Below are 24,589 nucleotides of genomic sequence, written 5' to 3' on the forward strand. Positions count from 1 at the left end.
GGCGGCGACGGTCAGGCGGTCTCCAGGTCGCGGCGGCGGAAGCCCGCCAGCGCCAGGGCCAGGGCGGCCGCGACCGCGGCGGAGGCGATCACGACCGGTGCCGCCTCGAACTCCTCCATCGGCGGCTGCGGCAGCATCCCGAACGCGCTGAGGTCCAGCGCCCAGTCGGGCATCCCCAGCAGGGCGCCGAGCATGGTGGTGAAGACGCTGTACCCCAGCCACAGCCACACCAGCGGCATCAGGCGCGGGGCCGCCCCGACGAACAGCGCGGTGGCCGCGACGAACGCCAGCGCCACCGGCGCCTGCGACAGCGCCGACTCCAGCATCGTGCCGATCCAGGAGGCGTCGTCCGTGGCGCTGAGCGCTCCGATGCCGATGCCGAGCCCGCCCAGGACCACGAGCAGACCCGTGGACAGGACGCCCACCGCCAGGGCGGCGCCGTACCAGCGGATCCGCCCCACCGCCGTGGCCAGGACGAGTTCGGCGCGGCCCGCCGACTCCTCGCTGCGCGCGCGCAGGACCGACAGGATGCCCTGGGCGGCGGCCGCCATGATCACGTAGCCCGACATGACGCCGAGGAAGCCCGCGGTCACGTCCTCGGCGGCGGAGCCGAGCAGGGCCATCAGCTCGGGGTTGGAGTCGAGCATCCCCTCGACCTCGGTGGCCAGCGTGCCGAAGGAGATCGAGAACAGGAAGGTCGCGGCGCTCCAGGCGATGATCGACCCCCGCTGCTGGCGCAGGTGCAGGGCGAGGACGCCGTTGAGCAGCGGGCCCGCCGCGGCCGGACCGGGGCGGGGCGGGACCAGGCCCGCGCCCAGGTCCCGGCGCCCCGCCAGGGCGTAGGCGGCGCCGAACAGGGCCAGGATCGCCAGCGGGTACAGGGCCAGCGGCCACCACCGCAGGTCGTCGAACACCCGGGTCTGCTGCACCCAGGCGAACGGGGAGGCCCAGGAGGAGGGCCCGCCCCCGCGCTCGGCCAGGTCGCCGACCACGCGGGCCATGAAGAGCAGCCCGGTGACGAGGAAGGCCGTCCCGGAGGCGGCCCGCGCGTGCTCGGTGAGCTGGGCGCACACCGCGGTGACGGCGCCGAAGGTGAGGCCGGCCAGCCCCAGCCCCAGCCCGTAGACCAGGGAGTCGACGGCGTCCAGCCCGTAGCCGGCCATGATCGCCCCGGTCAGCCCGCCGATGAGCAGGTTCAGCAGGGCGACGGTGAGCAGCGCCGCCGTCATCTGGGCGCCGCTGCCCAGGACCCCGGCCCGCAGCAGCTCGGCGCGGCCGCTCTCCTCCTCGGCCCGGGTGTGCCGGACCACGTGCAGGATGCTCATGATCGCCATGGCGATGAGCAGGCTCATGGTCAGCTCGTTGACCACCATGGCGCCGAGCGTGTAGTCGTCCAGCCCGAAGCCCGGGCCGCCGAAGAGGATCCCGGTGGGCGTGTCCATGAGCGCCGCCCGGGCCTGGCGCTGGGCTTCGGTGGCGAAGGCCTCGTCCAGGGTGGGGACGGTCAGGCCGACCGTGCCCACCAGGGCGACCACCCACACCGACATCCGGATGCGGTCGCGGCGCAGGATGAACCGGGTCAGGGTCCCGGTCCCGGTGAGGGCGCTCATGCCGCGCTCCCCCTGTCGCCGTTGAGGGCGGCCAGCTCGTCGCCGTAGTGGCGCAGGAACAGCTCCTCCAGGGAGGGCGGGTTGCTCACGAGGGAGCGGACCCCCAGGCCGGTCACCGCCCGCATGACGGTGTCGAGGTGGTCGTTGTCCACGTCCATGGAGATCCGGTCGCCGTCGACCTCCGCGTTGTGCACCCCGGCCAGCCCGGCCAGCGCTGAGGGGTCGCCGGAGACGGTGGCGCGCACGGAGGACCGGGTCAGGTGGCGCAGGTCCTCCAGGGTCCCCGACTCCACGGCCCTGCCCTGGCGGATGATGGTGACGGTGTCGCAGAGCTTCTCGACCTCGGACAGGATGTGGCTGGACAGCAGGACCGTGCGCCCCTGCTCCTTGGCCTCCAGCACGCACCCGGTGAACACCGCCTCCATCAGCGGGTCCAGTCCGGAGGTCGGCTCGTCCAGGATGAGCAGCTCGGCGTCGGAGGCGAGGGCGGCGACCAGGGCGACCTTCTGCCGGTTGCCCTTGGAGTAGGTGCGCGCCTTCTTGGTGGGGTCCAGTTCGAACCGGGCCAGCAGCTCCTCGCGGCGGGCCCGGTGCAGGCCGCCGCGCAGCCGCCCGAGCAGGTCGATGGCCTGGCCGCCGGTCAGGTTGGGCCACAGGGTGACGTCGCCGGGGACGTAGGCCAGCCTCCTGTGCAGGGAGACGGCGTCCTTCCAGGGGTCGCCGCCCAGCATGCGGACGGTGCCGGCGTCGGCCTTGAGCAGGCCGAGCAGGACGCGGATGGTCGTGGACTTGCCGGAGCCGTTGGGGCCGAGGAACCCGGCGACCCTGCCGGCCTCCACGGTGAGGTCCAGGCCGTTGAGGGCCTGGAACCGGCCGAAGTACTTGTCGACGCCGCGCGCGTCGATGACGGGTGAGGACATGGCGGGTGGTCTCTTCTCTCTTCCGACGGGGGTGCCCGGGGGCCTGGTGCGTCAGCGCGCGCCCTCGGGCGGGTCGCAGACGTACAGCAGGTAGGCGTCGAGCATCTGCCGGTCGGTGTAGAGACCTTCGGTGTACAGCTCCAGTACCGGGAGCATGTGCTCCTCCATCCATTCCCGCAGGAACAGTGGGAAGTCGATGTCGTCGGGGTCGGGTCGGGCGGACAGCGCTACGAGGAGGGAGCCCATGGAGCTCTCGGCCAGCCACCGGGCGCGCTTGGCCCGGTCGCGGCTGGGCCGGATCGTCCCGGCGGCCTCGCCCGCGGCGAGGTAGCCCTGGACGTCCTCGACGATGCGCTCGTACAGGGCCAGGCCGGCGGCGCCGCCCTCCTGGAAGGAGCGGACCGCGTAGGCCAGCAGGGGGGCGAACTCCTCGACGTGCGCCACGTACTGGAGGGCGACCGAGGGGTCGGAGGTCACCGACTCCCTCTTGACCTTGTGCACGACCTCGAAGACGTGGTCGTCGCAGGCCCTGCGCAGTCCGTCCTTGGACCCGAAGTGGTGCATGACCAGGCCGGGGGAGACCCCCGCCTTCTCGGCGATGGCCCGGATCGTCACCTTGAAGCCGTGCCTTCCGAAGTATTCGAGGGCGGCGTCGCGGATGCGGGCGCGCGCGGTGAGGTCGGAGGCAGCGGCTGAACTCATGTTCAATAGGTTAAACACGCGTTCAGTCCGCTGGCAAGGGGGTGGCCGTACACTCGTGCCCACCCGCGTCGACGAGGAGGATCCGATGGTGCAGGTCGCTGTCGCCCAGTTCGCCCCCGCCCAGGACAAGGCGGAGAACCTGCGCTCGGTGGGGAGGCTGGCCGCGCGGGCCGCGGCCCTGGGGGCGCGGGTGGTGCTGCTGCCCGAGTACACGATGTTCACCGCGTCCCGCACCGACGGCCGCTACGTCGAGGCGGCCGAGCCCCTGGACGGGCCGTTCGTCGCGGCCGCCGCCGACACCGCCCGCCGGGAGGGCGTCCACCTGGTGCTGGGCGTCAACGAGGAGACCGCCGGGGGCACGCACTTCTCCAACACGCTGGTGGCCCTGTCGCCGCGGGGCGAACGGGTCGCGCTCTACCGCAAGATCCACCTGTACGACGCGTTCGGCGTCAGGGAGTCCGACGTGGTCGCGCCCGGGCCCGTCGAGGAGCCGGAGACCTTCACCGTCGAGGGCGTGACCTTCGGCCTGCAGACCTGCTACGACCTGCGCTTCCCCGAGGTGACCCGGCGGATCGCGGACGCCGGGGCGCACGTGGTGCTGCTGGCCGCCCAGTGGGTGCCCGGACCGCTCAAGGAGGAGCACTGGCGGACGCTGGCGCGCGCCCGGGCGGTGGAGAACACCGTGTACGTCGCCGCCGCCGGGCAGTCCGCGCCCACGGGGGCGGGCAACAGCATGGTGGTCGACCCGATGGGGACGCCGATCGCGGCGCTGGGGGAGCAGGGCTTCGAGGTGGCCGTCGCCGAGGTTTCGGCCTCACGGGTGGACGAGGTCCGTACGACCAACCCCGCGTTGGCGATGCGCCGTTTTGTGGTGGTGCCCCGAGACTGATTCGATGTGATCGGGGGTAGTCCACCTCCTGGATGTCCGACAAATCCGCTGATCGCTCAGATTTCAGGCGGGGTCTTCCCAGGCTTGGTTACTTAGAGCTATGATCTACCTGCACGGAGTGATTTAGATGGGGACGGACCCTTCCAGGTGCCGAGTGCCTCTGATTGAATAAAGAGCCGGTAACTATCGGCCCGCCAGACTGTCCTAAACCACGGGGGGAGCAGGGACATTGCGCGGAACGAGCACGATGTGCGTATCGGATGCGGAGGCCGACGCCGTATCCGACGGATACGTGTACGACCCGGAATCGCTGAGCGCGGAGCAGTGCACGGGGGATGCCTGCGCCGTCTGCCACACGCGATGGCCCCGGCCGCGGACCGCCCTGGGCGTCCTGCCGGACGGGATGCCGGTGTTCGGTTGTGGTGACTGCGCGGAGCTCGTCGGCGCCGGATCGCCGGTCGCCGCCGACACCCGGGTGTTCGCCGCCCGCTGAGCAGAACACGGTCGCGCTCCGGGTCCAAGGGGGAGAGAAGGACCCGGAGCGCTCCCGCCGGCGCACCCGCTTCCATGGGGAGGAGGGGAAGTTGAGCGCGCCTTTCCCGGAATGGTCCCGTGATCAGGCCGTCGGCCACGCCCCGTGAGGGGCGGGCGACAACCACGATACTCCGAGTCGCCCGCCGCGACCGTCGGTGGGACGTATCCGTCCGGTATTTCCCTGAACTGCTGACAGTCGGGAATGTCCGTTGTCATTCGCCGACGGGGGACCCGTCAGCCGTTGGTGGGGAACCCGAGGTCCACACCGCCGGACGGGCGCGCGCCCGGGTCGGTCCACCGGGCGGTGACCGCCTTGGTGCGGGTGTAGAAGTGCACCCCCTCGGTGCCGTGCGCGTGCGAGTCGCCGAACAGCGACTGCTTCCACCCGCCGAACGAGTAGTAGGCCATCGGCACCGGGATCGGCACGTTGACGCCGACCATCCCCACCTCGACCTCGTTCTGGAACCGCCGGGCCGCCCCGCCGTCGTTGGTGAAGATCGCCGTCCCGTTGCCGTAGGGGTTGTCGTTGACCAGCTTCACCGCGGAGTCGTAGTCGTCCGCCCGCAGCACGCTCAGGACCGGGCCGAAGATCTCGTCGCGGTAGCAGGACATCTCCGGGCCCACGTGGTCGAGCAGCGTCGGCCCCAGCCAGAACCCGTCCTCCCCGCCGCCCAGGACCGGGTGCACCCGGCCGTCGACGGCCAGCGTCGCGCCCTCGCGCACCCCCGACTCCAGGTAGGAGGCGACCTTGTCGCGGTGCTCGCGGGTGACCAGCGGGCCCATCTCGCTGCGCTCGTCGTCGCCGGGGCCCACCCGCAGCCGGGAGATCCGCTCCTTGATCCGGGCGACCAGCTCGTCGCCCACCGGGTCCACCGCGACCACCGCGGAGATGGCCATGCAGCGTTCCCCGGCCGAGCCGAACCCGGCCGACACCGCCTGGTCGGCGGCCAGGTCCAGGTCGGCGTCGGGCAGCACCACCATGTGGTTCTTGGCCCCGCCCAGCGCCTGCACCCGCTTGCCGTGCTCGGCGGCCGTCCGGTAGATGTACCGGGCGATCGGGGTGGAGCCCACGAAGCTCACCGCCGCCACGTCGGGGTGCTCCAGGAGCGCGTCCACGGCGACCTTGTCGCCCTGGACCACGCTGAACACGCCCTCGGGCAGCCCGGCCTCCTCCCACAGCCCGGCGATGAGCAGCGACGCCGAGGGGTCCTTCTCGCTGGGCTTGAGCACGAACGCGTTGCCGCAGGCGATCGCCACCGGGAACATCCACATCGGCACCATGGCCGGGAAGTTGAACGGGGTGATGCCCGCGACCACGCCCAGCGGCTGGAGGATGGAGTAGGAGTCCACGCCGGTGGACACGTTCTCGGAGTAGCCGCCCTTGAGCAGGTGGGGGATGCCGCAGGCGAAGTCCACGACCTCCAGGCCGCGGGCCACCTCGCCCTGCGCGTCGGAGAACACCTTGCCGTGCTCGGCGCTGATCGCCGCGGCCAGCTCGTCCCTGTTGGCGTTGAGCAGCTCCCGGAACCGGAACAGGATCTGTACCCGCCGCGACAGCGACGTGTCCCGCCAGCCCGGGAACGCCGCCCGGGCCGCGGCCACCGCCGCGTCCACCTCCTCGGGGCCCGCGAAGTCGACGGTGCCGGTGACCGCGCCCGTCGCCGGGTTGTAGATGTCGCCCTGGCGCTCGGCCGGGCCCTGGTAGCGGCGTCCGCCGATCCAGTGGGTGACGTGCTTGCCCATGTCTGGTCTCCTCGGGTCGTGTCAGGCCTGGGCGTCGACCGCGCGGACGGCGTCCAGCAGCAGGTCGCGCCCCTGGGCGGCGTCCTCGGCGGACAGGGTCAGCGGCGGGGCCATGCGCAGCACGTTGCCGTGCACGCCGCCCTTGCCCACCAGCAGGCCCCGCTCGCGGGCGGCCTCCAGCACCCGGCCGGCCAGGGCCGAGGAGGGGCCGCCGGTGCGCGGGTCCGCCATCTCGACGGCGAACATCAGGCCCTTGCCGCGCACGTCCGCCACCGACGCCAGTTCGGTCAGCGGCCGCAGGCCCTCGATGATGAGCGAGCCCTGCCGCAGCGCGTTGCCCTGGAGGTCGTGCTCCAACACGTAGTCCAGGGTGGCCCCGGCGGCCGCCATCGACACCGGGTTCCCGCCGAAGGTGGCCACGCCCAGCGCCGACAGGCCGTCCATGAGGTCGCCGCGCGCCACGACGCCGCCGACGGCGAAGCCGTTGCCCAGGCCCTTGGCGAAGGTCATCATGTCCGGGGTGACCCCGTGGTTCCCGATGCCGAAGAAACTGGTGCCGGTGCGGCCCCAGCCGGTCTGCACCTCGTCGGAGACGAACAGGATCCCGTGCTCGTCCAGCACCTCCTTGTAGGCGGCGTACAGCCCGTCCGGCGGCATGTTGAACCCGCCCACGCCCTGGATCGGCTCGGCGATCAGACAGGCCACGTTCGGTGCGGCGGTATCCAGGACGTCGCGCAGGTCGGCGACGCAGGCCTCGGTGTACTCCTTCTCCGACATGCCGCGGAACACCGGGGAGGCGTGGTCGGTGCCGTGCAGGTAGTGCACGTTGAGCGGGGACAGCGAGGAGTTCTTCCAGCCGCGGTTGCCGGTGACGGCGATGGTGCCGTAGGAGCGCCCGTGGTAGCTGCCGCGCACGGCCAGCACCTCGTCGCTGCCGCGGGCGCAGGTGGCCAGCAGCAGGGCGGTCTCGTTGGCCTCGGTGCCGGAGTTGGTGAAGAACACCTTGGCGTCGGGGATGCCCGACAGGCGGGCGATCTTCTCGGCGAGCTCGACCTGGGAGCGGATCAGGTACAGCGTGGAGGTGTGCACGACGCCCTTGGCGATCTGCCGCTCCACGGCCTCGCGCACCTCGGCCACGTCGTAGCCGAGCATGTTGGTCACGATGCCGGTGAAGAAGTCCAGGTAGGTGCGGCCGTCCGCGTCGGTGACGCGGGAGCCGCTGCCGGACACGATCTCCAGCGGGGACTCGTAGTACAGGGGCAGCCAGGAGGGCATGACCGCGCGGTGGCGCGAGAGAAGTTCGGACATGCCCCCAGTCTCTCCGCGGACCGCCGCCGTGGCCAGAACCACCGTGTTGACAACATGCAGGCCGGATTTACGACCTGTAAGGAGGCCGCATCCCCTGCTCACCGCGGGTTCCGTGCCGCAGGGCCGCGAAAGGGGGTGCACAGTGTCAGGCGGACCCGGTCGGCTTCTGACACTGTGTCCTAGAATGCGAACGTGCTTCCCACCCTTGCCGAGGTCCTGCGCCTCCCCGCGCTCCAGCGCGCCCGCCCCCGCGTCGTGGTCGGCTCCGAGCACCTGGACGTGCCCGTGCGCTGGGTCCACATCGCCGAGGTCACCGACCTGGCGCACCTGCTGCGCGGCGGCGAGCTCGTGCTCAGCACCGGCATCGCCATGCCCGACGACCCCCACGCGCTCAAGCGCTACATCGACGATCTCGCGGCCGTCGGCGTCAGCGGCATCGCCGTCGAGCTGGGCCGCAAGTACCACGCCGAGCTGCCGGGGCCGTTCCTGGACGCCGCCCGCGAGGCCGGGGTCCCGGTGATCCTGCTGGACCGGGAGGCCCGGTTCGTGGAGATCACCGAGGCCGTGCACATCCGGGTCGTCAACGAGCAGCTGGAGGAGCTGCGCGAGTCCGAGAAGCTCCACTCGGTCTTCACCCGACTGTCGGTGGAGGGCGCCGACACCGACCGCATCCTGCACGAGATCACCCAGCTGTCCGGCTGTCCGGTGGTCCTGGAGAACCTCTCCCACCAGGTCCTGGCCTGCGACCTCAACGGCGAGGACCCCGGGACCCTGCTCACCTCCTGGGAGAGCCGCTCGCGAGCCGTGCGGTCGGGCACGCGCACCGTCCACGCCCCGGCCACCGGCTGGCTGGTCACCACGGTCGGCGCGCGCGGGCAGGACTGGGGGCGGCTCATCCTCATCGCCGGGGCCAACCCCACCCCCCGCCAGAGCATGCTCATCGAGCGGGCGGCCACCACGCTGGCGCTGGGCCGGCTGCTCGAACGCCACCAGGAGAGCCTGGAGCGCCAGACCCACCGCACGATCATCGCGGGCATCATCGACCGCGCCTACTCCGACCCCGAGGAGGCCCTGGTGCGGGCCCGGGCCGTGGGCGTCCCCCTCAACAACCGCGAACTGCTGGGCCTGGTGCTGCGCCTGCGGGAGAACGGGACCGGCCTGGCCGCGCAGGCCCGCCTGTCCGACACCGCGGAGGGCGCCGCCCGCGCCTGCCGCGAGCTGCGGCTGCCCGCGCTGGTGGGCTCCCTGGACGACCTGCGGGTCGGCGTCCTGCTGGCGCTGCCGCCCCGGCGGCGCGTCGACGCCACCCTGCACATGCTCGCCGACCGGCTGGCGGTGACCGTCGGCGACGCCGCGGTGCTCGCGGTCGGCTCCACCTCGGACGACATCCGCGAGGTGCGCCGCTCCTTCCTGGAGGCGCGCCAGGTGGGCGACGTGGCGGTCCGCCAGAGCGACCGGCGGCCCTTCTACCGCCTGCCCGACCTGCACCTGCGCGGGCTGCTGCACCTGTTCCGCGACGACGAGCGGCTGCAGACCTACGTGGAGCGCGAGCTGGGCCCGCTGCTGGACCACGACGCCCGGCACGGCTCGGACCTCACCGACATGCTCCGCCACTACCTGGCGGCGGGGCGCAACAAGGCGCTGGCGGCGGGCAACGCGCACCTGTCCCGGCCCGCGTTCTACGATCGGCTGCGCAGGATCTCCAACGTGCTCGACGCCGACCTGGACTCGGTCGAGACCTGCCTGTCCCTGCACGTGGCCCTGCTGTCACTGGATTCGGTGCGCGACGGCCAGCTTTGACCGGCCGGGGTCTTCGTCATTCGAATGACCGTGCAGTAACCTTGGAATCCGTTGTACGGACGCCAGATGTCGATGAAATCCGGCGTTCATACGCACAAAATACGTTGGATTCACGGAGGGCCATGTGAACGGCCAGTCGGACCCCGCCCCCCAGCGCAGGGGCAACGGCATCGTCCTGGACGAGACCGCCAAACGCATCATCGAGGTGCTCCAGGAGGACGGCCGCCGGTCCTACGCCGCCATCGGCAAGGCCGTGGGCCTGTCCGAGGCCGCCGTGCGCCAGCGCGTCCAGCGCCTGCTGGAGTCCGGGGTGGTCCAGGTCGTGGGGGTCACCGACCCCATGATGCTCGGCTTCCACCGCCAGGCCATGATCGGCGTGCGCACCGACGGCGACCTCAACACCGCCGCCGACGTGATCTCCGAGATCCCCGGGGTGGAGTACGTCGTCATCACGGCGGGCTCCTTCGACCTGCTGGTCGAGGTCGTCGCCGAGGACGACGCCCGCCTGCTGGAGATCCTGGCGGCCATGCGCGCCGTCGACTCGGTGGTCTCCACCGAGACCTTCCTGTACCTCAGGCTCCGCAAGCAGACCTACGCCTGGGGCACCCGGTAGGGGGCGATGCCCACCGGGTGCCCCGGGGTGGAGGGGCCGCGGGGTGCGGGCCGGGAAGGCCCGCGGGGCGCGGCTACAGGCGGGCGAACGCCTCGGCCAGGATGTCCAGGCCCTCGTTGAGGAGGTCGTCGCCGATGACCAGCGGCGGCAGCATGCGGATCACGTTGCCGTAGGTGCCCGCGCTCAGCAGGATCAGGCCCTGGGAGTGGCAGTACGACAGGACCTTGCCCAGCGCCTCCGCGTCCGGGGTCTTGTCCTCCTTGACCAGCTCGATCGCGATCATCGCGCCGCGGCCGCGCACGTCGCCGATCACCGGGTGCTCCTCGGCCAGCTTGCGCAGCCGGCCCAGCATCAGGTCGCCGATCTCGCGGGCGCGCCCGACCAGGTCGTCGGACTCGATGGCCTCCAGCGACGCCAGCGCGGCGGCGCAGGCGGTCGGGTTGCCGCCGTAGGTGCCGCCCAGGCCGCCGCCGTGCACGGCGTCCATGAGCTCGGCGCGGCCGGTCACCGCGGCCAGCGGCAGGCCGCCCGCGATGCCCTTGGCGGTCGTGATGAGGTCCGGGACGATGCCCTCGTGCTCGCAGGCGAACATCTGCCCGGTGCGCGCGAAGCCGGTCTGCACCTCGTCGGCGACGAACACGATCCCGTTGGCGCGGCAGAACTCCACCACGGCGGGCAGGAAGCCGGGGGCGGGCTCGATGAAGCCGCCCTCGCCCTGGATCGGCTCGATCACCACGGCGGCGACGTTGTCCGCGCCGATCTGCTTGGTGATCTGGTCGATGACCATGGCGGCGGCCTCGGGGCCGCAGTTCTCCGGGCCGGTGGGCCAGCGGTAGGCGTAGGCCATGGGCATGCGGTGGATCTCGCCCGCGAACGGTCCGAAGCCCTGCTTGTAGGGCATGTTCTTGGCGGTCAGGCCCATGGTGAGGTTGGTGCGGCCGTGGTAGGCGTGGTCGAACACCACGACGGCCTGGCGCCCGGTGGCGCTGCGGGCGATCTTCACCGCGTTCTCGACGGCCTCGGCGCCGGAGTTCAGCAGGATCGAGCGCTTCTCGTGGTCGCCGGGGGTGATCCGGTTGAGGGCCTCGCACACGTCCACGTACGCCTCGTACGGGTTGACCATGAAACACGTGTGCGTGAACCGGCCCAGCTGCTCGGCGGAGCGCTCCACCACGCGCGGGTCGGCGTTGCCGACGTTGGTCACGGCGATGCCCGAGCCGAAGTCGATGAGGGCGTTGCCGTCGACGTCCTCGACGATCCCGCCGCCGGCCCGGGTCACGTAGACGGGCAGCACGCTGCCGACGCCCTTGGCGACGGCCGCGACACGGCGCTCCTGGAGCTCACGGGACTTGGGACCGGGGATCTCGGTGACGACCCGGCGGGACTGGGCGACCTCGGTCACGGCCATGCGTCTGCCTCCTTCAGTGCGACACGGGGTGTGGAACGGGACGGGGCCGCACGGCCCCGACCCGCATGACACTAGGCCGCGTCCGGGCCGGCGGACATGGACACCGTGGATAATCGACGCAGGCCCCTGCGCCAATGCGGCAGAGGCCGCCGAGCACGACGAGTGGAGGCCCGATGCCACCGACCCTGGGCGGACTGGTGCGGACGCCCTCCCTTGGGCTGAGCCCGCTCACCGGCGACGAGGGGCTGGAGCGCACGGTGGGGTGGGTCGCGGTCAGCGAGCTCACCGACCCCACCCCCTACCTGGCCGGGGGCGAACTGCTGCTCACCACCGGCGTCCGCTGGGCCGACTCCCGGCCGGACCTGCGCGAATACGTGCGCAGGCTGGCCCGGCGCGACATCGCCGGTCTCGGGTTCGGCGTGGGCGTGGCCCTGGAGCGGACCCCGGAGGAGCTGCGGGAGGCGGCCGCCGAGTTCGGCGTCGTCCTGTTGGAGGTCGCCCGCCGGACCCCCTTCATCGCCATCGGCAAGGAGGTCTCCCGGGTCCTGGCCAAGGAGGAGTACGAGGGCCTCAGCCGCGCCTTCACCGCCCAGCGCGACCTCACCCGCGCCGCCCTGACCGGGGCCGAGGCCGTCGTCGACCGGCTCGCCCGGGACCTGGGCGCCCGCGTGCTGCTGATGGCGGCCGACGGCTCCCCGCGCCACACGGCCCCCGCCGGGGCGGCCCTGCGCCCGCAGGACCTGGCCGGGGAGCTGGAGCGGCTCAAGACCGCGGGGCCGCGCGCCAGCGTGGCGGTCACGGCGGGCGGCGACCGTATCTGGGCCCAGCCGCTGGCCACCGGCCGCCGGGTCCGCGGGTTCCTGGCCGTGGGCACCGGCGGGCCGCTGGGGCCCGAGCAGCGGACCCTGGTCAACGCCGCCGTCTCCCTGCTGTCCCTGGAACTGGAGCGGGACGCCCACGGCGACATCGCCCGCATGGGCGAGGGGGTGCTCGCCGCCCTCCTCACCGGCGCCCTGGACCCGGCCCACCCCGGCGCCGAGCGGCTGGTCGCGGTGCTCCCTCCCGCCCCGGTGGTGGTCGCCGCCGCGGACGGGGTCCAGGGCGCCCACCCCCCGCACGGCGTCCTCGTCGCCGGACACGAGGGCCGGGCCGTGCTGCTGGCCTCGGCCGACACCCCGGCCGCGGCCCTCGCCGACCTGCTCGACGGTCCCGTCGGGATCAGCGAACCGGCCGACTACACCGGGCTCGCCGTCGCCCTGGCCCAGGCCGAGCGCGCCCGCGAGGCGGCCCGCTCCCGGGGCGGGGAGCCGGTGCGGGCCGCCGAACTGCCCGGCGGCCTGCTGGGCCTGGCCGACACCCCCGCCGGGGTCCGGATGGCCGAGGAACTGCTCGCCCCGCTGCTGGCGGAGCGCTCCGGCGCCGAACTGCTCGCCTCCCTGCGCGCGTACCTGGCGGCCTCCGGGCGCTGGGACGCCGCGGCCGACGCCCTGGGCGTGCACCGGCACACCCTGCGCTACCGGATGCGCCGCATCCGCGACCTGCTTCCGGTCGACCTCGACGACCCCGACGTGCGCGCCGAGCTGTGGATGGCCCTGCGCCTGCACGGCGGCCGCGCCTGAAAGTCGGTACGGGTTCCGGCGTTCGGGGGGCCTCGGCCCGCGTTATCCACGACAATGGGCGTTGACAGCGGTGTGTAATCGAATGATCACCGGATCGACGCCGGGGGCGGACGTGAGATCACTACGGGACGATGAGCAGGAGATCGGCGACCTCGGGACACCGGTCCCCTCCGGGCGGCGGCCGGCGGTCATCCGGATCCGCAGGCAGGGGACGGGCGGGGCGTCCCCGCACTGGAAGCCGCCCGCCGCCGAGGACACCGACCCCCGCGCCCTGCTGGGCTACCTGCGCGCCTGCCTGCGCCGCGAGGCCGTGCACACCCACACGGTCCTGCTGGGCCACCTCGACGGCGACACCTGCGCCTGCCTGCCCGGAGGCGCCGAGACACTGTTCAGCGGCGGCGGCGACCGCGTCCCGGCCGGGGCCGCGGCCGCCCGGGTCGTGCGCCTGGCCGCCCGGCACGGGCAGGCCCTGCGCTACGGCTACCCCCTCGTCATCCTCGGCGAGGGAGCCGACCGGGCCGCCCTGCCCCTGCTCACCGTGGACGTCCAGGCGGTCGAGGACCCCGCGTTCCCCGACGCCCCCCGGATCCGCGCGATCGGCCCGCCCGACGTCAACGCCGCGCTGCTGGAGCGGCTGGGCGCCACCGACCCCGAGGACCTCTTCGAGCTGCGGACCCGGCTGCGCTCCGGCGCCCGCGGCCCCTACCCCGCGGCCGTCGCCGACCTGGCCGTCAAGGTGCGCACCCTGCTCTCCCGCCTGGAGATCGAGCGGGTCGACGACATCGACCCGGCGGCCACCCGGGACGCGCCCCGCGACCCCGTCGACGGCGCCCACAACGTCGCCGTCCTGTTCCGGGCCGGTCCCGGGGCCCGCCCCGGCGACCGGGTGCCCGAACCGGGCACCGTGGAGGCGGTGCTGGCCGACCTCGATCCCACCGAACGGGACGGCATCGACCCCGGGGCCATCGGGGACACCGCCCTCCAGGCCCTGCTGCGGGGGCCCGGCGGCGCCGCCGGGCCGGAACCGGACCCCGCCCGCGGCGCCCGGGCCGAGGACGGGCGCGACCCCGGCGGGCACGGCGCCGACCCCGTCCCGATCAGCGCCTCGCCCCTGGACCAGGCCCGGTACGCCGCGCTGTGCGCGGCCATGGCCGACCGGCTCACCGCCGTGGCGGCCCCGCCCGGCACCGGCGTCCACGACCTCGTCGACGCCGTGGTCCGCACCGCCGTCGGCTCCGGCCTGCGGGTCCTGGTGTGCGGGCGCACCGAGCACGACATCCGCGAGGTCCTGCGCCGGGCCGAGGGCGGCCACCCGGTCATGCGGGTCGGCGGCAAGGAGCACCGGGCCGCCGAGGCGCGCCTCATCGGGCGCCTGCTCGCCGACCACGGCGGTGCCCCTCCCCGCCACGAGGACCCCGCCGCCCACCGCGCCGACCTGGCCCGCCACTGGTCCGTGGTCCGCGCCGTCTGGGACGAGATGGACGGCATGGCCGCGGGCGGGTACGAGCTCGCCCACCTGGCCCTGGAGCGCGAACTGGGCATCGCCGCCGGCTGGGACCCCGACCGGCTGTTCACCCCCGAGCGCGGCGGCCCGGAGTACTGGCTGCCGCGGGCCGAACGCGCCTTCGCCGGCGGCCTGGGCGCCTTCCAGCACCGCTCCGCCATCCGCCGCGAACTGGGCCTGGACACCGACCCCGAGACCCTCGCCCGGCTGTGCGCGACCGCCCGCCTGGAGAGCCGCTGGCGCGCCGCCCTGGACCGGCGCACCCGGCACGCGCCCCTGGGCGAGCTGACGGAGCGGCTGGCCCGGGCCCGGGAGGAGCACCGCCGCGCCGGTGCCGACTGCCTGGCCGCCGCCGTCGAACCCCGGCTGTGGCGGGGCAGACCCGCCCTGGAGAACCGGCTGGAGACCCTCAACTGGCACCACGGCCCGGGCTGGCCCGGTATGGAGGGGCTGATCGAGGTGCTGCCCGCCTGGACGTGCCGCACCGACCAGGTCCGCGCCCTGCCCCCGCGCGCGGGCCTGTTCGACCTGGTCGTGGTGCTGGGCGCGGAGCGGACCCGGGTCTGCGAGCTGCTGCCCGCCCTGCACCGGGCGGCCCGGGCCCTGGTCGTGGGCGACCCGGCGCACCCCGGCCCGGCCAGCGCGCTGGAACCCGACGAGGAGCGCCGCGCCCTGGCCGCCGCCGGGCTCGCCGCCGACCGGCTGGACGAGCGGGGCCTGCGCCACGGGACCGGGTCGGCGCTGCGCGCGGCCGAGCGCGCCGCCGGCGGGATCCTGTGGCTGGACGAGCACTCCGGGGCGCCGCCCCTGCTCGCCGAGACCGCCTCGCGCCACTGCTACGGAGGGCGGGTGTCGGTGTCCACCGCGCCCGACCCGGGCGGCGGCCCGGCCTTCGAATGGCGCGACGTCGCGGGCGTCTGCGAGGCCGCCCCCGGCCTGTCCTACATCAACCGGGAGGAGGCCTACCGCGCCGCCGTGGTCGTCGACGAGATCGACGAGCACCTGCCGCTCGGGCGCACCATCGCCGTGGTCGCGCCGACCCAGCCCCAGGTGGCGCTGCTGCGCCGCCTGCTGCGGCCGCGGGCCTTCCGCCACCGCGTCGTGGTCGGCGGACCCGACCTGCTCGGCGGCGACCTCGACCGCGCGGACATCACCGTCCTCTCGCCGCTGCTCGCCAGGGGCGCCCCCGCGATCATCGAGCGCCGCGTGCGCCGCATGGGACACCTGTGGGCCGCGGTGCTCACCCGCACCGGGCAGCGGCTCGTGGTCGTCGGCGACCGCTCCCACTGGGAGGCCGGCGACGGCCCGCTCGCCGAACTGGTCGCCGTACCCGAGAACACCCCGGACGGCGCCTGCCGGGCCCTGGTGGACCGGCTCCGGGAGGCGGGCACCCGCGTCGGCGTCCAGCAGACCGTGGAGGGCTGGACCGCCGACCTCGTGGTCCGCTTCGGAGCCCGGCGCCTGCTCATCCTCCTGGACCGCGAACCCGACGGCCGCGGGCTGCGCCGGCTCATGGCCCGCGGCGACGCCCTCAACCGCATCACCGGCGACCCCGTCGTGGTGGTCCCCGCCTGGCGCTGCCTCGCCGACCCCGACCGCCTCGTCCGGGAGATCCTCGAGGCCCGCTGACCCGCACTACCCTGGACGCGGCGGGGACGAGGCCCCGCCGTGCTCAGGGAGGCAAGGGGGATCGGGTGCCCGAGGGCCACACTCTGCACCGGTTGGCGGCGCACTTCGACAAGACCTTCGGCGGCGGCGCCGTGCGGGCCTCCAGCCCCCAGGGCCGCTTCGCCGACGGGGCGGCCCGGATCGACGGCCGGGTCCTGACCACCGGCGAGGCGCACGGCAAGCACCTGTTCCTGGGCTTCGACTCGGGGGAGTGGCTGCGGGTCCACCTGGGCCTGTACGGCGCGTGGACCTTCGGCGACGCCGACGGCGAGCGCCACCTGGGCGCGCCCCGCGCCGCCGGGGCCGGCCGGACCGACCTGGTCCGCGACGCGGACGGGTTCGTCGTGCCGCCCGCGCCGACCGGCACCGTCCGGGCCCGGCTGGTCAACGCCTCCGGCTGGGCCGACCTGCGCGGCCCCTCGGCCTGCGAGGTCGTCACCGAGGAGGAGAAGCTGGCGGTCCAGGAGCGTCTGGGGCCCGACCCGCTGCGCCCCGACGCCGACCCCGAACGCGCCTGGCGTGCGGTCTCCCGCTCCCGGACGAGCATCGCCGCCCTGCTCATGCGGCAGGAGGTCATCGCCGGGATCGGCAACATCTACCGCGCCGAGTCCCTGTTCCGCGCGGGCCTGGACCCGATGACCCCCGGCCGCGACCTCACCCGGCGGCAGTGGGACGCCCTCTGGGACGACCTGGCCGGGCTGCTCCGGGACGGCGTCCGCGACGGCTACATCATCACGACCCGACCCGAGCACCGGCCCGACCCCGGCGCGCTCCCGGTGCCCCGGCCGGACACCCTGTACGTCTGCTACCGCACCGGCGAACCCTGCCGGGTGTGCGGATCCCCGATCGCCTCGGCCGAGCTGGCCGGACGAACGCTCTACTGGTGCCCGGGCTGTCAGCCCGCGTGAGACCCGGTCCCCCTCCCCGGCGAACGCTCACGGAGCGTGCAGTACAATCCCACATCGCCGCTTAACCGGTTCAGGACTCGAGTTCAGGGGGACGTGTGGGGGGTTTGATGCGACGGCCGACCATCATGGACATCGCCAAGGCCGCGGGGGTGTCCAAGGGGGCGGTCTCCTACGCCCTCAACGGCCGGCCCGGGGTCTCCCAGGAGACCCGCGAGCGCATCCTGGCGATCGCCCACGACCTGGGCTGGGCGCCCAGCAGCACGGCGCGCGCCCTGTCGCCCGGCGGCCGGGTGGGCGCGTTCGGGCTGGTCATCGACCGGCCCGCCCGCTTCCTGGGGGTCGAGCCGTTCTTCATGCAGTTGGTCTCGGGCATCGAGGCGGAGCTCGCGGTCGCGGGCACGGACCTGCTGCTCCAGGTCACCGACGACCGGAAGGCGGAGGAGGGCGTCTACCGGCGCTGGTTCGCCGAGCGCCGTGTGGACGGGGTGATCATCGTCGACCTGCGGGTCGACGACCCGAGGATCGCGCTGGTCGACGAGGTGCCGCTGCCCGCGGTCGTCCTGGGCGGGCCCGGCGGGGCGGGCTCCCTGCCGTGCCTGTACACCGACGACGCCTCCTCCGTCCGGGAGGTCGTGCACTACCTGGCCGCCCTGGGGCACCGGCGGGTGGTCCGGGTGGCGGGGCCGGACGACTTCGTGCACACCAGGGACCGGACCCGTGCCTTCGAGGAGGCCGCCGCGGAGGCGGGGCTGCCGGGGGCGGTCACGGTCCACTCCGACTACACGGGGGAGTCGGGCGCCCGCACGACCCGCCGCCTGCTGGCGCGCGCCGACCGGCCCACCGCGCTGGTCTACGACAACGACCTCATGGCGGTGGCCGGCCTGGGCGTGGCCCGCGAGATGGGGGTCGACGTCCCGGGGCAGCTGTCCATCGTGGCCTGGGACGACTCGGTGCTGTGCCAGGTGGTGCACCCCTCCCTGACCGCGGTCGCCCGGGACGTGGTCGCCGCGGGCCGGGAGGTCGCGCGGATGCTCGCCGAGGCGGTCGAGGGCGGCCCCGTGGGCAGCCGCGAGACGGTTCCGGGGGAGCTCCAGCCGCGCGGCAGCACGGGCCCCATGGCGGGCTGAGCGACCGGTGCGCAGGCGTCGGCCGAACGAGCACCTCCGGCATGCCTCCCGAGCCTCATGGGAGCGCTACCAAAACATCATTCACTGTGGAAAACTACGCGCAAGCCGTGCGCTGCGTCACAACGCACACGAGGGGAGAAGCCCGATGGTGAACCGGTTCGACGGTTGTCGGCTGGCTGACTTGCCCACATCTGTGCTGTTACAAGCGAATAACAGCGGAGTGACGCCCATTGACGCCCTTCCCGTCGGCGTGTTGTTGTTAACGTCACTTACCCGGTTCAGCAACGGCCTGTCTCCGCGCCCCTGATTGGGAGCGCTCCCACCTCTTCGGGCCCCGGAGAGGGAAGTTCCCCCCCACGAGCGGCCGACCGGGTGGAAGAAGGAGGAGTCGAGATGAGATCTCTTCGGCTTCCGGCGGCACTCGCGGCACTGACCCTCGCGGTCACGGCCTGCGCGGGTGGCGGCGGCGGAAACGGAGAAGGTTCCGGCGAGTACCCGCGGAACGAGACGCTGTACACCACCGGGACCGCGTGGGGCCCGCCCGCCAACTGGAACCCCTTCATGCAGGGCCAGTACGCGGTCGGCACGGTGGGGCTGGCCTACGAGCCGCTCTTCCTCTTCGACCCGAACACCAGCGAGTACGTCCCCTGGCTGGCCGAGAGCGACAGCTGGCCCGAGGAGAACGTCCACGAGATCGTCCTGCGCGAGGGCATCACCTGGACGGACGGCGAGGCCTTCGACTCCGCCGACGTGGTCTCCACACTGGAGATCGGTCAGTTCGGGTCCGTCCCCTTCAGCAACCTGTGGAACTTCATCGAGAGCGTGGAGGCCGTGGACGCGCAGACCGTCCGCGTCACGTTCAGCGAGAGCCGCCCGCAGGAGTGGATGAACTGGGTTTACTCGCACCCCATCGCCCCCGAGCACATCTGGGGCGAGAAGACCGAAGAGCAGATCATGAGCGACGTGAACGAGGACCCGGTCGGCACCGGTCCCTACGTCTACGAGTCGCACACCGACGAGCGCCTGGTCTGGGAGCGCAACGACGACTGGTGGGGCACCGCGGCGCTCGACTACGAGATGAAGCCCCGCTACATCGTCGACCTCGTCAACGCCTCCAACGACGTCACCCTGGGCATGCTCCAGCAGGGCCAGGTCGACCTGTCGAACAACTTCCTGCCGGGCATCGACCAGATCATCAACGGCAACGAGACCATCACCAGCTTCTACGACGGTCCGCCGTACATGCAGCCCGCCAACACCGCCTGGCTGGTGCCCAACACCACCAAGGAACCGCTGAACGACCCCGCGTTCCGACAGGCGCTGGCCCACTCGATCGACATGCAGCAGATCATCGAGGGCCCGTACTCCAACCTGGTCGAGGCCGCCAACCCCACCGGTCTGCTCCCGCTCTGGGACGACTACATCGATCACGAGCTGGTCGAGGAGGAGGGCTTCTCCTACGACGCCGACGAGGCGGTGGCCATCCTCGAGGACGCGGGCTACCAGGACCAGGACGGCGACGGCTTCGTCGAGACCCCGGACGGCGACCCCATCGCCCTCACCCTGGAGGTCCCGGCCGGCTGGACCGACTGGATGGAGGCGTCCAACGTCATCGCGGCGAACGCCCAGGCCGTCGGCATCAACATCGAGGCGCAGACCCCCGAGTTCGACCTGCTGGTGGACAACCGCAACTCCGGTGAGTTCGACCTGATCATCAACAACGAGCGCCAGGCGAGCAACACCCCCTGGACCTACTACGACTACCTCTTCCAGCTGCCCATCAACGAGCAGCAGACGACGGTCAACTTCGGCCGTTACGAGAACGAGGAGGTGTGGTCCCTGGTCGAGCAGCTCGCCGCCGTCCCCGCGGACGACGTCGAGGCCGCGGCCGAGATCACCTCGCAGATCCAGGAGATCCAGCTGGCCGAGCTCCCGGCCATCCCGCTCTGGTACAACGGCATGTGGTCGCAGGCCAACAACACGTACTGGACGAACTGGCCGAGTGAGGCCGAGGGCGCGCCGAAGAGCGCCGCGACCCTCTGGAACGGCTGGTGGCAGCTCGGCGCCATCACCACCCTGGCCACCATCGAGCCGGCCGGCGAGTAGCCGCACCACGGTCGGCGGGCCGGAGCACCCCTCCTCCCGAGTCCCGCCGACCGCCCGGTCCCGGCCGGGAGCGGCGCGAAAGCCCGACCGGGACCGCCCCGGAGCGGGCGGGACGGCGGAACCCCGCGGGGACCCCCTCGCCCGGGTCCCCCTCCGCCTCCCGCCCCGCCCGGGGCTCCTCGTCCGTCCGCCACCATCACCTGGAGGAACGTGTGTGGCGCTACATCGGCCGTAAGCTCTTCGTCTACCTGCTTACGTTCGTCATCGCGGTCACCATCAACTGGATGATCCCGCGCTTCATGCCGGGCGACCCCGTCCGGAGCATGCTCTCCCGCGCCTCGGTCGGCAACCCCGAGGCCCTGCAGCGCATGAACGATTACTACACGGGGGTCTTCGGCCTCGACACCCCCCTGCACGAGCAGTACCTCGCCTTCTGGGCCGGCCTGCTCCGGGGCGACCTGGGCGTCAGCGTGATGCTGTTCCCCCAGCCCGTCCTGGACATCATCATGAGGTCGGTGCCCTACACCCTGGGACTGCTCCTGCCCGCCATCCTGCTGAGCTGGATCGTCGGCAACCGGATCGGCGCCTTCGCCGCCCGCAAGAAGCTGCTCGACAACACGATCCTGCCCGTGGGGTACATCCTCACCGCCATGCCCTACATGTGGCTGGCCCTGCTGCTCGCCTGGAGCCTGGGCATCGTCGCGGGAGTCCTGCCCACCGCCGGCGGCTACGCCCCGTCGCTGCGCCCGGAGTTCAGCTGGCTGTTCATCTCCAGCCTGATCTCCCACTGGTTCCTGCCGTTCCTGTCCATGTTCATCGTGGCCCTGGGCGGCTGGGCGATCGGCATGCGCAACATGATCATCTACGAGCTGGAGGCGGACTACTCCAACTACCTCCAGGCCCTGGGCGCCCCCACCCGCCTGATCCGCCGCTACGCGTTCCGCAACGCGATGCTGCCGCAGATCACCGGCCTGGCCGTCCAGCTGGGCACGGTCCTGTCCGGCGCCCTGCTCACCGAGATCGTGTTCAACTACCCCGGCCTGGGCACCCTGATCCTCCAGGCGCTGAACAACCGCGACTTCTTCGTGCTCCAGGGCACCTTCCTGTTCGTGGTCGTCGGCGTGCTGATCGCCAACTTCATCATCGACATCGTCTACGTGCTGGTCGACCCGCGCACCCGGGTCCAGATGACGGGAGGCGCGGCGTGAGCGAGATCGCCGGAGCCCCGGGCGCCGCGGATCCCGCGGGCGACCCCCAGCCCACCCCAGAGCGCAAGACCTCCGAGGTCCTGCACTTCGCCGTGCGCAACCCCAAGCTGCTCATCGGCCTGGGCATCGTCCTGAGCCTGCTGCTGCTGGGCATCTTCGGGCCGTTCTTCATCGACCACGACCCCAACGAGTACATAGGCCCCAAGAGCCAGCCGCCGAACGGCGAGTACTGGTTCGGCACGACCAGCTTCGGCCAGGACGTCTGGGCCCAGTTCGTGTACGGCCTGCGCTCGACCTTCCTCATCGGCGCCTTCGGCGGCGGCGTGGCCTTCGTCATCGGCACGGCGGTCGGGTTCGTCGCCGGTTACAAGGGCGGGATCGTCGACGAGATCCTCAACATGCTCACCAACGTCGTGCTGGTGCTGCCCGCCCTGGTCGTCCTCATCGTCATCACGGCCTACCTGGAGGTGCGCGGCGTCTTCATCCAGGGCGTGTTCATCGGCCTGACCTCCTGGCCGTGGGCGGCCCGCGCGGTCCGCTCCCAGGCGCTGTCGCTGTCCACCCGCGACTACGTCGACCTGGCCCGGCTCAGCGGTCGCCGCACCTGGCGGATCATCACCACCGAGATCGCCCCCAACATGAGCTCCTACCTGGTGATGTCCTTCATCCTGCTGTTCGGCGGGGCGATCCTCATCGCCGCGGGCCTGGACTTCATCGGCCTGGGCCCGACCAACGGCGTCTCGCTCGGCCTCATGCTGGAGAGCGCGATGAAGTGGAGCTCCCTCTACCTGGGCATGTGGTGGTGGTTCATCCCGCCGGGCCTCGGGATCACGATGATCGTGGGCTCCCTGTACATCCTGAATGTCGGGCTGGACGAGGTGTTCAACCCCAAGCTGCGGGAGCTGTAGATGACTCTGCGCGTCAACGACCTCAAGGTCTACTACCAGACCCTGCGCGGGGACGTCCACGCCCTGGACGGCGTGACCTTCGATCTGGCCGACGGCGAGATCATGGGTCTGGCCGGCGAGTCCGGGTGCGGCAAGACCACGCTGGGCAAGAGCCTGATCCGCCTCGACTCGCGCATGCGCCACATCGGCGGGACCGTCGAACTGGACGGCAAGGACGTGCCCATCGCCGACGACAGGGCGATGGTGCCCCTGCGGTACCACGAGATCTCGCTCATCCCGCAGTACGCGATGAGCGCGCTCAACCCCACCCGCAAGATCGGGCGGATGATCAACGACCTCCTGCGGGCGCGGGGGGTGCGCCCGGCGGATATCGCCGTCGAGCTCGGACGCCGCCTCGAACTGGTCGGACTCGACACCGACGTCCTGGACCGGTTCCCGATCGAGCTGTCCGGCGGCATGAAGCAGCGCGTCGTCATGGTGATGTCCACGCTGCTCAACCCGTCGCTGCTGATCGCGGACGAGGTCACCTCGGCCCTGGACGTGTCCACCCAGCGCGCCGTCGCCGAGTCCCTGGTGGAGTTCCGGGACCGCGAGTACATCAAGAGCATGGTGTTCGTGACCCACGACATCTCGCTCGTGTACCAGATGGCCGACACGATCATGGTGATGTACGCGGGCCACGTCGTGGAGAAGGCCTCGGCGTCGACCATCGTCAACGCGCCGCGGCACCCGTACACGCAGATGCTCATCTCGGCCCTGCCCGAGGTTGGCACCACCACCGAGCAGGGCCGGCTGGAGGGCATCCCCGGCACCCCGCCCGGGCTGCTGAACCCGCCCACCGGGTGCCGGTTCAAGGACCGCTGCCCGCTGGCGTTCGAGAAGTGCAACGAGCGGCCCCCGCTGGTCGAGATCGAACCCGGCCACTTGGCCGCCTGCTGGAAGACGGGGTGAGGACGTGCTGGAACTCAGCCACGTGCACAAGGTGTACCGGGTCGGGGCGTTCGGCGGAGGGCGGCTGCGCGCCGTCCGCGACGTCAGCCTGAAGGTCGGGTCCGGAGAGGTGGTCTCCCTCATCGGGGAGAGCGGCAGCGGCAAGAGCACCATCGGCAAGATGGTGCTGGGGCTGTTCAAGCCCTCCGCCGGGACGATCTCCTTCGACGGCACCGACATCACGACCATCCGCGGGCACGCCGCCCGCAAGGCCTACTACCGGCGGGTGCAGGGGGTCTTCCAGGACCCGTTCAGCTCCTTCAACCCGATCTTCAAGGCCGACCGGGTGTTCGAGATGATCCGGAGCTCGTACTTCCCCGGGACCTCGGACGCCGACTGGCGGGAGCGGGTGCTCAAGGCGGTCGGCACGGTCCGCCTGGACCCGGAGAACGTCCTGGGCAAGTACCCGCACCAGCTCAGCGGCGGTCAGCTGCAGCGCCTGCTCATCGCGCGGGCCCTGCTGCTGGACGTGGACCTGCTGGTCGCCGACGAGGTGATCAGCATGCTGGACGCCTCCACCCGGATCGACGTGCTCAACCTGCTCGCCGACCTGAAGGAGCGGGGGATGGCGATCCTGTTCGTCACCCACGACCTGTCGCTGGGCAACTACGTCAGCGACCGGTCGGTGATCCTGCGCAAGGGCGCGATCGCCGAGATGGGGCCCACCGCCCGCGTGTTCGAGAACCCGCTGCACCCCTACAGCCGCCACCTGCTCTCCTGCGTGCCCCAGCTGCACCGCACCTGGGCCGAGGTGGACGCCGAGCTGAAGGCGAATCCGCCGGAGGACGTCGAACTCCCGGTCGCCCCGGACGACGCGTCCGCGCCGCTGCTGGAGGCGGAGGAAGGGCATTTCGTCGGGATCGATCAGGGCTGAGAACGGGCCGCCGACCGCGCCGTGGCGCGGCATCCCCGCACTGGTAGGGGGTGCCGCGCCCGTCGCTGTCAGGACCCCGGATATTCCCCTGCTGTTCGTGCGTGTTGCCACACCGAAAACCCTCGCGATCCGGGGTGCCTGTGGTACGTT

19 protein-coding genes are annotated in these 24,589 nt (G+C 72.4%); 13 read left to right on the plus strand and 6 right to left on the minus strand.

Annotation, left to right across the window (positions count from 1 at the left end; translation table 11 throughout):
- Positions 1-11: 11 nt before the first annotated feature.
- Genes KGD84_RS06175 through KGD84_RS06185 form a run of 3 tightly spaced genes read right to left on the minus strand, consistent with a single transcriptional unit; the run spans position 12 to position 3,232 of the window.
- Complete coding sequence (locus KGD84_RS06175) at positions 12-1,610, minus strand: ABC transporter permease (protein WP_220565144.1); 1,599 nt, start codon at positions 1,608-1,610, stop codon at positions 12-14.
- Complete coding sequence (locus tag KGD84_RS06180) at positions 1,607-2,530, minus strand: ABC transporter ATP-binding protein (protein ID WP_220565145.1); 924 nt, start codon at positions 2,528-2,530, stop codon at positions 1,607-1,609. The genes KGD84_RS06175 and KGD84_RS06180 overlap by 4 nt, the downstream gene beginning before the upstream one ends.
- 51 nt (positions 2,531-2,581) lie before the next feature.
- Positions 2,582-3,232 carry a TetR/AcrR family transcriptional regulator gene (locus KGD84_RS06185; protein ID WP_220565146.1) on the minus strand — a complete coding sequence of 217 codons (651 nt, stop codon included), beginning with the start codon at positions 3,230-3,232 and terminating at the stop codon, positions 2,582-2,584.
- A gap of 85 nt (positions 3,233-3,317) precedes the next feature.
- Between KGD84_RS06185 and KGD84_RS06190 the strand changes: the two genes are divergently transcribed.
- Positions 3,318-4,121 carry a carbon-nitrogen hydrolase family protein gene (locus KGD84_RS06190; protein ID WP_220565148.1) on the plus strand — a complete coding sequence of 268 codons (804 nt, stop codon included), beginning with the start codon at positions 3,318-3,320 and terminating at the stop codon, positions 4,119-4,121.
- A 247-nt stretch (positions 4,122-4,368) separates the two neighbouring features.
- Positions 4,369-4,614, plus strand: a complete 246-nt coding sequence (locus KGD84_RS06195) for a hypothetical protein (protein WP_220565150.1) — start codon at positions 4,369-4,371, stop codon at positions 4,612-4,614.
- Between the two features lie 275 nt (positions 4,615-4,889).
- Here the strand turns inward: KGD84_RS06195 and KGD84_RS06200 are convergent, their stop codons facing one another.
- Both KGD84_RS06200 and KGD84_RS06205 read right to left on the minus strand, forming a co-directional pair.
- On the minus strand, positions 4,890-6,398 hold the full coding sequence (locus tag KGD84_RS06200) for a CoA-acylating methylmalonate-semialdehyde dehydrogenase (RefSeq protein ID WP_220565152.1): 1,509 nt from the start codon (positions 6,396-6,398) through the stop codon (positions 4,890-4,892).
- A gap of 21 nt (positions 6,399-6,419) precedes the next feature.
- Entirely contained in the window at positions 6,420-7,706 is a 1,287-nt protein-coding gene (locus KGD84_RS06205; RefSeq protein WP_220565153.1) for an aspartate aminotransferase family protein, read from the minus strand.
- Between the two features lie 192 nt (positions 7,707-7,898).
- On the opposite strand from KGD84_RS06205, the gene KGD84_RS06210 reads away from it, so the two are divergent.
- Together KGD84_RS06210 and KGD84_RS06215 are read left to right on the plus strand one after the other, a co-directional pair.
- Complete coding sequence (locus KGD84_RS06210; RefSeq protein ID WP_220565155.1) at positions 7,899-9,506, plus strand: PucR family transcriptional regulator; 1,608 nt, start codon at positions 7,899-7,901, stop codon at positions 9,504-9,506.
- A gap of 124 nt (positions 9,507-9,630) precedes the next feature.
- Entirely contained in the window at positions 9,631-10,119 is a 489-nt protein-coding gene (locus tag KGD84_RS06215) for an Lrp/AsnC family transcriptional regulator (protein WP_220565157.1), read from the plus strand.
- Positions 10,120-10,192: 73 nt separating this feature from the next.
- Here KGD84_RS06215 and gabT read toward each other — a convergent pair whose 3' ends face one another.
- The gene (gene gabT, locus KGD84_RS06220; RefSeq protein WP_220565158.1) at positions 10,193-11,527 is read right to left on the minus strand and encodes a 4-aminobutyrate--2-oxoglutarate transaminase; all 1,335 of its coding nucleotides are present in this window, start codon (positions 11,525-11,527) and stop codon (positions 10,193-10,195) included.
- A gap of 173 nt (positions 11,528-11,700) precedes the next feature.
- Here gabT and KGD84_RS06225 point away from each other — a divergent pair, with 173 nt between their 5' ends.
- The 9 genes from KGD84_RS06225 (at position 11,701) to KGD84_RS06265 (ending at position 24,439) form a co-directional block, all read left to right on the plus strand.
- Positions 11,701-13,146, plus strand: a complete 1,446-nt coding sequence (locus tag KGD84_RS06225) for a PucR family transcriptional regulator (protein WP_220565160.1) — start codon at positions 11,701-11,703, stop codon at positions 13,144-13,146.
- A 112-nt stretch (positions 13,147-13,258) separates the two neighbouring features.
- Positions 13,259-16,279 carry a DNA helicase gene (locus KGD84_RS06230; RefSeq protein WP_220565161.1) on the plus strand — a complete coding sequence of 1,007 codons (3,021 nt, stop codon included), beginning with the start codon at positions 13,259-13,261 and terminating at the stop codon, positions 16,277-16,279.
- 65 nt (positions 16,280-16,344) lie between these two features.
- Entirely contained in the window at positions 16,345-17,226 is an 882-nt protein-coding gene (locus KGD84_RS06235) for an Fpg/Nei family DNA glycosylase (RefSeq protein WP_220565162.1), read from the plus strand.
- A 107-nt stretch (positions 17,227-17,333) separates the two neighbouring features.
- A complete protein-coding gene (locus tag KGD84_RS06240) occupies positions 17,334-18,353 on the plus strand; it encodes a LacI family DNA-binding transcriptional regulator (protein WP_220565164.1) in 1,020 nt (339 codons plus the stop codon).
- Between the two features lie 393 nt (positions 18,354-18,746).
- On the plus strand, positions 18,747-20,459 hold the full coding sequence (locus tag KGD84_RS06245; RefSeq protein WP_220565166.1) for an ABC transporter substrate-binding protein: 1,713 nt from the start codon (positions 18,747-18,749) through the stop codon (positions 20,457-20,459).
- Between the two features lie 212 nt (positions 20,460-20,671).
- Positions 20,672-21,667 carry an ABC transporter permease gene (locus tag KGD84_RS06250; protein ID WP_220565167.1) on the plus strand — a complete coding sequence of 332 codons (996 nt, stop codon included), beginning with the start codon at positions 20,672-20,674 and terminating at the stop codon, positions 21,665-21,667.
- Positions 21,664-22,575, plus strand: coding sequence for an ABC transporter permease (locus tag KGD84_RS06255; protein WP_220565169.1), 912 nt, complete (start codon positions 21,664-21,666; stop codon positions 22,573-22,575). The genes KGD84_RS06250 and KGD84_RS06255 overlap by 4 nt, the downstream gene beginning before the upstream one ends.
- Entirely contained in the window at positions 22,576-23,526 is a 951-nt protein-coding gene (locus KGD84_RS06260) for an ABC transporter ATP-binding protein (protein ID WP_220565171.1), read from the plus strand.
- A 4-nt stretch (positions 23,527-23,530) separates the two neighbouring features.
- Positions 23,531-24,439 carry an ATP-binding cassette domain-containing protein gene (locus KGD84_RS06265; protein ID WP_220565172.1) on the plus strand — a complete coding sequence of 303 codons (909 nt, stop codon included), beginning with the start codon at positions 23,531-23,533 and terminating at the stop codon, positions 24,437-24,439.
- The last annotated feature ends 150 nt before the right edge of the window (positions 24,440-24,589 follow it).

Source organism: Nocardiopsis changdeensis (assembly GCF_018316655.1).
Taxonomy (GTDB): Bacteria; Actinomycetota; Actinomycetes; order Streptosporangiales; family Streptosporangiaceae; genus Nocardiopsis; species Nocardiopsis changdeensis.